We start from the raw sequence: 12,963 nt of genomic DNA on the forward strand, positions 1-12,963 counted from the left end.
GCTTTTTTTTGTCTGTAAATCGGCAAGGATCACGGTGAATGCCGTATTGAGCGTTATTTATTTTATTTTGAGGGAAAGAAGCCATGGCTAATTCGCTGTTTAAAAAGCATATTATTTCCATCCCAGAGCTTAGTCGCGCAGAGCTTGAATTAATTATCCAAACCGCAGGACAATTGAAAGCAGATCCTAATCCTGAACTGCTAAAAAACAAAGTGATTGCAAGTTGCTTCTTTGAACCATCAACCCGTACCCGACTATCATTTGAAACCGCCATTCAACGTTTAGGCGGTACTGTGGTGGGGTTTGATAGCGCAGGTAATACGTCTCTAGCGAATAAAGGCGAAACGCTCTCTGATTCCGTTCAAGTGATTACTTCATATGTTGACGCTTTCGTTATGCGTCACCCTCAAGAAGGCGCAGCTCGCTTGGCGTCTGAATTTTCCAATGGCGTACCAGTTATCAATGGTGGTGATGGCGCAAACCAACACCCAACGCAGACCCTTTTAGATCTGTTCACCATCTACGAAACCCAAGGCACGTTAGATAACATTAATATCGCTTTTGTTGGCGACTTAAAATATGGCCGCACGGTTCACTCGCTAACCCAAGCCTTATCTAAATTTGAGAACGTGAAGTTCTTCTTTATTGCCCCTGAAGTTCTCGCTATGCCTGACTATATTTGTGAAGAGCTCGATGAAGCAGGTATTGCTTATAGCCTTCATAGTGATATGGAAGATGTGATCCCTGAGCTTGATATTCTTTATATGACGCGAGTACAAAAAGAGCGTTTTGATGAATCAGAATACGCACATATGAAGGCAGCTTATATTTTAACAGCGAAGATGCTAGAAGGGGCACGTGACAACTTAAAAGTGCTGCATCCGCTACCTCGTGTAGATGAAATTACCGTGGATGTTGATAAAACCAAGCATGCTTACTTCTTCCAACAAGCAGAAAATGGTGTTTACGCACGTCAGGCACTATTAGCCCTAGTTCTTAACGAAACCTTATAAGCAGGAGCGATGATCATGTCTAAAGAAACCCAACTTAAAGTTGAAGCAATCAAAAACGGCACTGTTATCGACCATATCCCTGCACATGTGGGTATCAAGGTACTTAAACTATTTAGTATGGATAACTCAAACCAACGAGTGACGATTGGTTTAAATCTGCCTTCATCAGCCCTTGGTGCAAAAGATCTGATCAAGATTGAAAACGTCTTTATCAATGAAGATCAAGCTAACCAGCTGGCATTGTATGCACCAAAAGCCACTGTTAACCAAATTGAAAATTATGAAGTAGTAAAAAAACTTAACCTGTCATTGCCTGACTTTATTAGTGCTGTATTTAAATGTCCAAACACTAACTGTATTTCACACGGCGAGCCGGTAAATAGTGGCTTTAAGGTACTGACTAAAAAAGCAGATATCCAACTTAAATGTAAATATTGCGAAAAAGTTTTCTCTCGTGAGATTGTCACTGAGTGTAGCGCATAACTTTTATTAACACTGCCCGTTAGCTTCTATAACGGGCTTTATCCTTTTATGTGATTTATATAACAACAATAAATACCACTAACGCATTATTATTTAATGATAATCATCAAGTCTCTTATTCTTATTACCTGCTACCCTCTTCGCATCAAATATCACCACACGTGATTATTCTTGCAGTATTAAACCAATCAAATGCATAAAAATAACAAGGAGCTGTCCATGAATGGGCATGAATCCCCACACACAATCATCAGTCATTATTGCGAAGAAAATATGACCGCCGTCTGTAAACGATTATTACAAAAGCACAATTTTTCAACTCAAGACAATATCCGCGACGCTTTAATTAAGGAGGGGTTTGATGATATCAGTCAATCTACTGTTTCGCGTCTACTCACTAAACTCAAAATAATAAAAATACCGAATGTCTATGGTAAGCGAGTCTATTGTTTTACTGAAACCACCAATCCTACGCATATTGATTCTGAGATCGCTTCACAAATTGAGTTTGTTACTCATAATAAATTAGTGATTGTGGTTAAAACCCATCCGGGCTCTGCGCAACTCATCGCAAGGATCATTGATCTTCACCCTCACAAAGAGATTTTAGGAACCATTGCAGGCAATGACACTATTATGGTTGCACCTTGTAATATTGATCGGATAAGTGATTGTGAAAAAGCCGTTTGCTTAAGTTTGGGGATGATATAAAACGTTCTAATCAACTTGAATCTTTCTACTTTGCCCCCATAACATTACCAATAAGATAGCGTGACATATGACTTCTGCTATAACAATCAAATATAAGTAAGGGTAAATAATGACTAAGGTTCTTCATACAGAGCAAGCTCCTGCTGCAATCGGTCCATACGTACAAGGTGTTGATCTTGGTAATATGGTGCTAACTTCAGGTCAGATCCCTGTAAATCCAGCAACAGGTGAAGTGCCAGAAGATATCGCAGCGCAAGCTCGCCAATCTTTAGACAATGTAAAAGCTGTAGTGGAATCTTCAGGTCTTCAGGTTTCAGACATTGTTAAGATGACTGTTTTTGTTAAAGATCTAAATGACTTTGCTGCTGTTAACGAAGTGTATGGTCGCTTCTTTGATGAACATAACGCACCTTACCCAGCACGCTCTTGTGTTGAAGTTGCACGTTTACCTAAAGATGTAAAAATTGAAATCGAAGCAATTGCTGTTCGTAAATAATGGTTGGTAATAGTCGTTTAATTACGCCTTAATTTGCCATAAAAAAAGCTGCTAACAGAATCTCGTTAGCAGCTTTTTTATTAATAAACAACGCTAATTACTTAGTGGCAAAAGCAAACACTTGGCTAAACCATGCCGTAAATAACTCAGGCTGGGTCTTTAACGTTTGTTTAATCATCTCTTCAGACCACCAGCGATAGTCCATCACTTCATCAGCGTTAGGAACAATCTTTATCTCGCCAACATCAGCCACCAACACATGATCGAGCTCATGCTCAAACAGTTGATTATCAAGCTCTGCGTAATAGCAGAAGTGACCTATATCAGACAACGAAGTCACTTGCGTGATCCCCATTTCTTCAGCTAAACGTCGGATCCCAGCTTGCTCTATCGACTCACTTTGGCGAGGGTGTGAACAACACGTGTTAGTCCACAACCCACCACTATGATATTTGTGCAACGCGCGTTGATGAAGTAAGTATTCACGACCAGACGTGGTATTTCGATACAACAAAACCGAAAAAGCCAAATGCAAAGCACCTTGTTTATGCGCTGCCATTTTCTCTTGTAAGCCTTGATATTCACCTTGGCTATCAACCAAGACTACATATTCTTCAGTCATCACTCTTTACTACTGTTATAAAATTACCCCCTGATATTCAGGGGTTAAAATAAAACAAGGACATGTGATAAACATGTCCTTGTTTATTAATACTTACGAAACAAATAAATTAGCGTTTACTACGATCACTCGCTTCAGCATTAAGCTCTGCTAATTTTTCTGCCATAACATCATGACAACGACTAGAGAGGCTGCGAACATCTTCTTTTGTTAAGCCGTCCGTTGAAATCGGCTTCATCACTTCTACGATCACTACACCGTTATCCCAGCGATTTAACCTGACATGATCAGTTGAACTACAAACAATCGGTACAACAGGAACATTCGCTCCAATTGCAGCATGGAAAGCACCGGTTTTAAACGGCAATAAACCACGACCGCGAGAGCGAGTGCCTTCAGGGAACATCCACACTGAAACTTTGTTTTGTTTAATTTTATCGACAACTTGACCTATAGTACCCACCGCTTTACTGCGGTTTGCACGATCAATTAAGATATTGCCCGTGATCCAGTATAGTTGACCAAATAACGGTAACCATACTAAGCTCTTTTTACCCACGGTAACGGTGCGAGGCATGATTGCACCAGAAACCGTAAAAAGATCATAATTATTCTGGTGGTTCGCAATATATATCGCTGAGCCTACTTTTTCAGCACCTTCTGCGTATCGAAACTCTAATTTAATCCCAAGTACACGTGACATTTTGCTAAACAAACGTCCAAAGGTATAAACGTGTTTAGGGTTACGTGGGCTTAATAAACAATATCCGCAACCAAAAATAAACGTCACAATAGCAAAAATTGCGATAGCAAATATCCGCAAAACAAAAATCATTCTAGCTCTCCTCAGCGTACAAGCGTTCGCTAGTATACTCACAGCAAGAGAAAATACACGTTTTATGTGTATTCTTTACTCACTTGTTATTCGCTTATCAATAGAAACGATACGCACAACTTAGATCAAAAAAGCCCTCAATTTGAGGGCCTTGAATAGCTCATCAGAAATAACTATTCCGACGGAATATCAGAAGATTGCTCGTTTGGTGAATCAATCTCCATGCGTGTCACTCGCTGTAGACCTCGAGGTAACATCGCTCCTCGGCGTCCACGCTCACCGCGGAAATTATCGAGATCCGACGGTTTCAAGCCTAGCTTACGTTTACCCGCATATAAGGTGACATGGGTATCAGCACTAATTACCGTTAAGTACGACAAGAATTCTTCACGCGCTTTTGAACGTGCAGATGGAATGTTGATAATCTTGTTACCCTTACCTTTACCCAATTGCGGTAAATCTTTAATTGGGAACAATAACATTCGACCTTCATTGGTAATGGCTAAAATCTGATCATTCTCAATATCCGTAACAGGTTGTGGCGGCAGCACTGCGGCATTTTCAGGTACTGTTAATAAGGCTTTACCACTCTTATTTTTCGATACCATATCTGTGCTCTTACAGATAAATCCGTAACCTGCATCCGATGCCATTAACCAAATTTGATCATCTTCTGCCATTAACACTTGGCGCATATTTGTGCCAGGAGTTAAATTCAAACGCCCCGTTATTGGTTCACCTTGGCTTCGTGCAGATGGCAAGCTATGTGATTCTAATGCATAACTACGTCCATCAGAGCCTAAGAAAATCGCAGGCTGATTACTCTTACCGCGAGCATGCGCAAGGTAACTATCACCCGACTTATAATTTAGTGTGCTTGGATCTACTTCATGACCTTTAGCATGACGGATCCAACCTTTCTCTGATAGCACAACGGTGATCGCTTCACTTGGAATTAAATCACGCTCAGTTAGTGCTTTCGCTTCTTCTCGTTCAACTAATGGCGAGCGGCGATCATCACCGTACTTTTCAGCATCCGCGAGAATTTCTTTCTTAATTAAAGTATTTAAGCGACGCTCAGAGCCAAGTAACTTTTCTAGTTGCTCACGCTCTTTGGCTAATTCGTCTTGCTCAGCACGGATCTTAATTTCTTCAAGCTTGGCTAACTGACGCAGTTTAATTTCTAAAATGGCGTCTGCTTGAATCGCTGATAAGCCAAAACGTGACATGAATTCTGATTTTGGATCTTCCTCATTACGGATGATCTCAATCACTTCATCAATGTTAAGGTAAGCGGCCAGTAAACCTTCTAAGATATGTAAGCGTGCATTCACTTTATCTAAACGGTACTGTAAACGACGACGTACTGTTGTACGGCGATATTCCAGCCATTCAGCAATAATCTGCACTAAACCTTTAACCTGTGGACGACCATCTAGGCCCAGCATGTTCAAGTTCGCACGGAAGCTCTTTTCAAGATCTGTTGAAGCAAACAGGTGATTCATCAGCTGCTCGCAATCAATGCGGTTAGAGCGTGGCACTATCACAATACGAGTTGGATTTTCGTGATCAGATTCATCACGTAAATCCTCAACCATTGGCAATTTCTTCGCACGCATTTGGCTAGCGATTTGCTCAAGCAGTTTTGCACCTGACGTTTGGTGTGGCAATGCGGTAATAACAATATCACCGTTTTCTTTGTGCCAAACCGCGCGCATTCTAATGCTGCCTCGACCACTCTTATAGACTTTCTTTAAGTCAGCCTTAGAGGTAATGATTTCCGCTTCAGTTGGGTAATCAGGGCCTTGAACAAACTCCATTAGCGCATCAAGATCCGCCTTTGGATTTTCAATCATGTGTACTGCAGCATTGGCAACTTCACGCGCATTGTGCGGTGGAATATCAGTTGCCATACCAACAGCAATACCCGTTACACCATTAAGCAAAATATGTGGCAAACGTGCAGGTAACATCTTAGGCTCTTGCATTGTACCGTCAAAGTTCGGTACCCAATCTGCGGTACCTTGGCCTAACTCAGACAGCAATACTTCAGAAAAACGTGATAAACGTGATTCGGTATAACGCATCGCAGCAAACGACTTTGGATCATCTGGCGCACCCCAGTTACCTTGACCGTCAACTAACGGATAACGGTAAGAGAAAGGCTGTGCCATTAATACCATGGCTTCATAACAGGCAGAATCACCATGAGGGTGATATTTACCTAATACATCACCCACAGTACGGGCTGATTTTTTATATTTTGCCGTTGCACTTAAACCCAGCTCAGACATCGCATAAATAATACGTCGCTGTACAGGTTTAAGACCATCACCGATAAACGGTAAAGCACGATCCATGATTACATACATGGAGTAATTTAAATAAGCGTCTTCAGTAAACTTCCTAAGAGGAAGCTGTTCAACGCCATCCATTGAGACATCAGTCATCGTTAGATAATCCGTCTTTAATTTTGCTTATCTGCCAGTTATCACTAACAGATGAAATAGAGTAAAAAGCTGATCACACTTCAGCCATATCGCCTTTGCTTTGCAACCAGTGACGACGATCTTCAGCACGCTTCTTACCAAGCAGCATGTCCATCATTTCGTTGGTTTCACTGTCGTCATCAATCGTTAACTGCACTAAACGGCGAGTATTCGGATCCATGGTCGTTTCACGCAATTGCAATGGGTTCATCTCACCCAGACCTTTAAATCGCTGTACGTTAACTTTGCCACGCTTACCTTTTAGGCGATCAAGAATACTGTTTTTCTCAGCCTCATCGAGGGCGTAGTACACTTCTTTACCCAAGTCGATACGGTACAACGGAGGCATTGCAATAAACACATGTCCTGCACGTACTAAGGTTTCAAAGTGCTTCATAAATAACGCACACAACAAGGTAGCAATGTGAAGACCATCGGAGTCCGCATCCGCAAGTACGCAGATCTTACCGTAGCGTAGCCCACTTAAATCATCACTATCTGGATCAATACCAAGTGCGACTGAAATATCATGTACTTCTTGAGAGGCAAGCACTTGATCGGCTGACACTTCCCACGTATTTAAGATCTTACCGCGAAGTGGCATGATCGCTTGGAACATACGATCACGAGCCTGTTTCGCCGAGCCGCCCGCCGAGTCACCCTCGACAAGGAATAATTCAGTGCGATTAAGATCTTGTTGTGAACAGTCCGCTAATTTACCAGGCAGTGCTGGGCCTGATGCAATTTTCTTACGTACCACTTTTTTGCTTGCACGCATACGACGATGGGCATTCGCTATACAGACTTCTGCTAGTTGCTCAGCTAATTGTGGACGTTCATTAAGCCATAAGCTAAAGGCATCTTTCACCACACCAGAAACAAACGCCGCACATTGACGCGACGATAAACGTTCTTTGGTTTGACCGGCAAATTGTGGATCTTGGATTTTTACCGACAGGACATATGCACAACGATCCCAAATGTCATCAGCCGTTAATTTCACACCACGCGGCAATAGATTACGGAACTCACAAAATTCACGCATCGCATCTAATAAGCCTTGGCGTAAACCGTTAACGTGAGTACCCCCTTGCGCTGTGGGGATCAAGTTAACATAACTTTCAGTGATCAATTCACCACCCTCAGGTAGCCATAACAGCGCCCAATCAGCGGCTTCTGTTTGCGAACTGAACACGCCAGTAAATGGTTCTTCTGGCAGTAATGTATACCCTTTTACACCTTCAGCAAGATAGTCTTTTAAGCCATCTTCATAGCACCAACGAATTGTTTCATCGGTGATTTTATTGGTGAATACAATTTCTAAACCAGGGCATAACACTGCTTTAGCTTTTAAATTGCTCTTTAGGCGAGAAACGGAGAACTTGGCACTGTCGAAATATTTTGGATCAGGCCAAAAGTGAACGCGTGTGCCTTTTGCGCGACGGCCACACGTGCCTATCACTTCAAGCTCTGAGACCTTATCGCCATTTTCAAACGCAATTTGATACACTTGACCATCACGTTTTACCGTGACTTCAACACGCTTAGAAAGGGCGTTTACTACCGAGATACCTACCCCGTGTAAACCACCTGAAAATTGGTAGTTTTTACCAGAAAACTTACCACCTGCGTGAAGCTTACATAAGATAAGTTCAACCCCAGAGACGCCCTCTTCAGGGTGAATATCAACCGGCATACCACGACCATCATCAACCACTTCTAATGATTGATCGGCATGAAGGATCACTTCAACTTTTCGGGCATGTCCAGCCAATGCTTCATCGACACTGTTATCGATAACTTCTTGACCTAAGTGGTTAGGTCGAGCCGTGTCGGTATACATACCCGGACGGCGGCGTACTGGCTCAAGGCCATTAAGAACCTCAATGGCTCCAGCGTTATAGCTTTGATCTGTCATATCACGGAAATTTACGGGAAAGTTTTGAAAATAATAGTCAGTAACCCAGCGCTATATGTCAAGTTCTGGGAAACATGAAGGCTCACGACTGTGAGTAATGATGCTATTTACAAGAACATCAGATAGAACATGTCATAGAAATATAAGTAATATCAGAAAACATATCGCGACATAGCGTCACTCGCGAATGCTAAACATGGCAGCATTCTACCAGTTATATTTCTAAGAATTGGATAATTGACGCAGGAAATCGTTCAAAATTCACAAAACTATGATCCCCATTAGGTTCAACAGTCAATTTTGATTCAGCATATTTCATCATGGATTGGCGATAATCTAATACTTCATCACCTTCTTGTAATAACACCCAAAAACGTTGTGGAGCATGTATTGTCGCCACATCCAGTTGCTGTAATTGCGCCATATGCTGAGGAACAAGTACATAACTTTCACCACTATATGGGTTCTGCTGTGCCCCTAAATAGTTAACCAACAACTCATAAGGTTTTACTGCCGGATTAATTAATACCGCAGGTAAAGCAAATCGTTCACTTAACCAAGTACATAAATACCCACCTAATGAACTTCCTACTAAACCTATCTTATAGTCATCTTTAAAGCGAAGAAGTAACTGTTCAAGATAAACCTGCGCCTCTTCAGGATAGCTAGGTAATTGCGGCATCACAACCTTAATATCAGGTCGATATGCTGCACAATACTGCGCCATTTGCTGAGCTTTCAGTGATTGTGGCGAGCTATTAAAGCCGTGTAAGTAAATAAGTAGTGATGGCATTAATACCCTGCGGAATCAAAAGTTGGTTGGAATACATTACCTTCAAGGCGCTCAACGTGAGTAATAATATCTCCTGCCGCAGTTAATTCTAAATAACGCCAACCAGGGGTTTCTTGATCTAATGCAAAATCATCAGAATCAGGAAGAAATTGAATACACGTCGAAGGTGTCGCTAGCACTCTAACACCGCGATGAATACGATCTAACTCTTGGTGAATATGACCGCATAAAATAGCGTTAACTTGCGTATGTTTATCAATGACCTGCCATAGTGCATCACTATTGTGTAATTGATGCTGATCAAGCCATGCGCTTCCTGCGGGTAACGGATGATGATGGAGTAATACTAAAGCATGTCGCTCAGGATATAGTGATAAAGCATGATCAAGTAATGCTAATTGGTGATGAGATAATTCACCATGTGGAACACCAGCAACTTGACTATCAAGTAATACAACTTGCCAATGCTCACCGACCAATACTTGTTCACAATCTTTAATTTGTTCAGAAGGTAATATTGATGCCATTGTTGGTTGGTAATCGTGATTACCCGGTAACCAAAAACACGGTTGTTCCCAACGAGCAATGCCTTCAGCAAAACGTTGGTAAGAATCAGGAGTGTGATCTTGGGAAATATCTCCCGTAGCAACAATTGCATCAAATTTACGCGCAGAAGCATCTACCGCATTAAGTACGGCATGAAAGCTCTGTTGAGTTGCCACACCAAGCAAAGCGCCCGATTCATTGGCAAACAAATGAGTGTCTGTAATTTGAAGAAGAACCACACTATCAGGGTTCGTCTGTGGCAGCGAATAGGTCTGCAAAACGTCAAAAACCTTGTCTTTTAATCAATCAAAAACAATTAACAAACCGATTGGTTACTGATCCCACGACGTAAACAATGGTTTAACCAATCGCCTAAAAAACGATTTACTTGATGTTTCTCATCTTTCTGATGCATACGCAAGTTAGGATAATCATATATTGGCTTTAAACGAGAAATCTGTTGGGCGGAACACACTTCTGCGACTTTAGCATCATGATAAAGCCTTACCGTTAACACTGGCGATAAATAATCGACAACATCTTGAACGCTCTCTAATTCTAGAGAAATCATCGTGGTATAACGTGTGGATTCAATGATTTTTAAGCGATATATATCATCACATACCCGATAAAACCTTTCATCACCTACTTCGTCACTACGAGGTAATAACGGGAGCAACTTAGCATAATTGGTTTCGTACAAGCGCATTAGGCTTGATAAATCGACAGAATATCGAGAGTTCAATGATAAAATCCTTTAAATAGTTATAACCTTTTATTCGCCTATTTTTGTAACTGTGAATAATGGAGCTGTAACCACTGTAAGGCAATAATCGAGGCTGCATTTTCAATTTTACCAGATTCTACCCACTGATAGGCTTGCGTTCTTGAAACAACATGAACGCGAATATCTTCACTTTCTTCGGCTAGACCATGAATACCACTCGCTGTTGTGCTATCAACAATACCAACAAAGATATCCAGCATTTCAGAGCACCCACCAGAGCTGGATAAATAACGTGTCACTTTTTTCAGCTTTGTGACTGTTACCCCTGCCTCTTCAACGGCTTCTCGTTTAACGACATCTTCTGCAGATTCATCTTGGTGATCAATCATACCCGCTACAATTTCTAACTGCCAAGGCTCGCACCCTGCAGCCATTGCACCAACACGAAATTGTTCAATTAAAACCACTTCATCAGTGACAGGATCATAAGGTAATAATGCGGCAGCATGTCCACGTTCAAACATTTCTCGACTGACCGTTTCACTCCATCCACCAGCAAATAGTTTATGACGAAAACGGTATTTCACCATTTTAAAAAAGCCATTGTAGACAATGTCTTTCGCCTCAATTTTCACATCATCCACACAAAATTGCAGTGGATTTTTCTCATTTTGGCTCATCATTATTCTCTTATATAAATAAAGTGCGCTAGCTCGCAATAATTAACAGATAATCATATCAAACAGAGAAGGTTAGCTATCTTTTCATTCAATCAAGTTATCAGCAATGATTTACTTCAACAAAGCTAATAAAGATTACATTTTTTTTTAAATTAAATTGATGACAGCCTAAATTAAAACCACTATAGATGAAAAATAAACGACAATATTTGCGTAAATTTTTGCAATGATCAGTTTCAAGCAAGGCATGTTAAGGTAAACTACACCTTATACTTTAATTTTAGCTTCCATTTTTGTCAGCAAGACCAGGAAAGGCATCCATGAAAAAATTGCTTCCAATCGTTATCAGCCTTGCATTTGGCTCACTAAGTCAATCAGCTCTTGCTGATGATCTCGCTCAAATTTATCAGCAAGCAAAACAAAATGATCCACAACTTCTAAAAGCCGCGGCAGATAAAGATGCAGCATTTGAAGCAATCAACTCATCTCGCAGTGTATTGCTACCACAAATTAACTTAACTGCGGGTTACAATACCTTTCATCTAGATGCTAAAGATAAACAAGATGGATTCAATGCAGGTATCGGGCTAGATCAATCTATCTATAACCGTGCTAGCTGGGTTGGATTAGATATTGCTGAAAAACAAGCGCGTCAAAGTGATGCGGCTTATGCAGTACAACAGCAAGGACTTATCCTTCGCGTATCACAAGCTTATTTTGATGTATTGAAAGCAAAAGATGATTTGAAATTTGTTGAAGCTGAAAAAGCGGCAGTAGGTCGTCAACTTGAGCAAATGAAGCAACGCTTTGAAGTAGGTCTATCTGCGATTACAGATGTACATGATGCACAAGCACAATATGATAGCGTACTCGCAAACGTGATTATAAAACAAAACGCTGTTGAAAATAGCTATGAAGCACTACGTGAAATCACCGGTCAAGAATATACCTCTCTTGATGCGTTAAATACAAAGACGTTTGCTGCAAGTAAATTACCGCAAGCCGCCGATGCACTGGTAAAGACAGCACAAACTGAGAACCTTACCTTACTAGCCTCTCGTATCGGCCAAGATATTTCACGTGATAATATTTCACTAGCAGAATCTGGTCACTTACCAACACTGTCATTTACTACAGGCTATAGCTACGATAAAACAGCATCAATAAGTCCAGATGAAGGTACACTAACTGCTGGTATTAAAATGGATCTCCCAGTTTATAGTGGTGGAGATACGTCATCTAAAGTCAAACAAGCACAATATGGTTATGTTGCAGCAAGTGAAGAGCTTGAAGGTCAATACCGTACCGTTGTGAAAGATGTCCGTAATTACTACAACAACATCAATGCACAAATTGGTGCTATTCATGCTTACCAACAATCTGTAATTTCTGCAAAATCAGCATTAGAAGCAACAGAAGCAGGTTTTGATGTCGGTACTCGTACTATCGTCGACGTATTAGATTCAACACGCCGCCTTTACCAAGCCAATAGTCAGTTAGCGAATTCACGTTATGATTATATTCTGGCTCAACTACAGCTAAAACAAGCGGTAGGTACTCTGAGTGAACAAGATATTATTGATATCAATAAAGGCTTAGTAAGAAACTAATCCTTTGATAACAATAAAAAAGCGCCTTTCGGCGCTTTTT

At 41.0% G+C, this 12,963-nt stretch carries 13 protein-coding genes; 5 read left to right on the forward strand and 8 right to left on the reverse strand.

Annotated features, from left to right (window positions below):
* The first annotated feature begins 83 nt into the window (after positions 1–83).
* The 4 genes from pyrB (at position 84) to I3259_RS12630 (ending at position 2,703) form a co-directional block, all read left to right on the forward strand.
* Positions 84–1,013, forward strand: a complete 930-nt coding sequence (gene pyrB, locus I3259_RS12615; RefSeq protein ID WP_238029951.1) for an aspartate carbamoyltransferase — start codon at positions 84–86, stop codon at positions 1,011–1,013.
* A 15-nt stretch (positions 1,014–1,028) separates the two neighbouring features.
* On the forward strand, positions 1,029–1,496 hold the full coding sequence (gene pyrI, locus I3259_RS12620; protein ID WP_238029952.1) for an aspartate carbamoyltransferase regulatory subunit: 468 nt from the start codon (positions 1,029–1,031) through the stop codon (positions 1,494–1,496).
* A gap of 219 nt (positions 1,497–1,715) precedes the next feature.
* Positions 1,716–2,207, forward strand: coding sequence for an arginine repressor (locus tag I3259_RS12625; protein ID WP_238029953.1), 492 nt, complete (start codon positions 1,716–1,718; stop codon positions 2,205–2,207).
* A 109-nt stretch (positions 2,208–2,316) separates the two neighbouring features.
* Positions 2,317–2,703 carry a RidA family protein gene (locus tag I3259_RS12630; RefSeq protein WP_238029954.1) on the forward strand — a complete coding sequence of 129 codons (387 nt, stop codon included), beginning with the start codon at positions 2,317–2,319 and terminating at the stop codon, positions 2,701–2,703.
* A 97-nt stretch (positions 2,704–2,800) separates the two neighbouring features.
* Here I3259_RS12630 and idi read toward each other — a convergent pair whose 3' ends face one another.
* From idi to nudF, 8 genes are all read right to left on the reverse strand, one after another.
* Positions 2,801–3,325, reverse strand: coding sequence for an isopentenyl-diphosphate Delta-isomerase (idi, locus tag I3259_RS12635; protein ID WP_238029955.1), 525 nt, complete (start codon positions 3,323–3,325; stop codon positions 2,801–2,803).
* 109 nt (positions 3,326–3,434) lie between these two features.
* Positions 3,435–4,160: a 1-acylglycerol-3-phosphate O-acyltransferase gene (locus I3259_RS12640; protein ID WP_238029956.1), complete on the reverse strand. Its 726-nt coding sequence runs from the start codon at positions 4,158–4,160 to the stop codon at positions 3,435–3,437.
* A 173-nt stretch (positions 4,161–4,333) separates the two neighbouring features.
* Complete coding sequence (parC, locus tag I3259_RS12645; RefSeq protein WP_238029957.1) at positions 4,334–6,610, reverse strand: DNA topoisomerase IV subunit A; 2,277 nt, start codon at positions 6,608–6,610, stop codon at positions 4,334–4,336.
* A 73-nt stretch (positions 6,611–6,683) separates the two neighbouring features.
* Positions 6,684–8,567, reverse strand: coding sequence for a DNA topoisomerase IV subunit B (gene parE / locus I3259_RS12650; RefSeq protein WP_105059453.1), 1,884 nt, complete (start codon positions 8,565–8,567; stop codon positions 6,684–6,686).
* A gap of 214 nt (positions 8,568–8,781) precedes the next feature.
* Positions 8,782–9,360, reverse strand: a complete 579-nt coding sequence (gene yqiA / locus I3259_RS12655; protein WP_238029958.1) for an esterase YqiA — start codon at positions 9,358–9,360, stop codon at positions 8,782–8,784.
* A complete protein-coding gene (gene cpdA, locus I3259_RS12660; protein ID WP_238029959.1) occupies positions 9,360–10,184 on the reverse strand; it encodes a 3',5'-cyclic-AMP phosphodiesterase in 825 nt (274 codons plus the stop codon). The genes yqiA and cpdA overlap by 1 nt, the downstream gene beginning before the upstream one ends.
* A 38-nt stretch (positions 10,185–10,222) precedes the next feature.
* Positions 10,223–10,651, reverse strand: a complete 429-nt coding sequence (locus I3259_RS12665) for a DUF1249 family protein (protein WP_255721244.1) — start codon at positions 10,649–10,651, stop codon at positions 10,223–10,225.
* Between the two features lie 38 nt (positions 10,652–10,689).
* Positions 10,690–11,313, reverse strand: a complete 624-nt coding sequence (gene nudF, locus I3259_RS12670; protein ID WP_238029977.1) for an ADP-ribose diphosphatase — start codon at positions 11,311–11,313, stop codon at positions 10,690–10,692.
* A gap of 320 nt (positions 11,314–11,633) precedes the next feature.
* Here nudF and tolC point away from each other — a divergent pair, with 320 nt between their 5' ends.
* Positions 11,634–12,923, forward strand: a complete 1,290-nt coding sequence (gene tolC / locus I3259_RS12675; RefSeq protein WP_238029960.1) for an outer membrane channel protein TolC — start codon at positions 11,634–11,636, stop codon at positions 12,921–12,923.
* The last annotated feature ends 40 nt before the right edge of the window (positions 12,924–12,963 follow it).

It is taken from the genome of Photobacterium sp. Ph5 (genome assembly GCF_022129445.1).
Taxonomy (GTDB): Bacteria; Pseudomonadota; Gammaproteobacteria; order Enterobacterales; family Vibrionaceae; genus Photobacterium.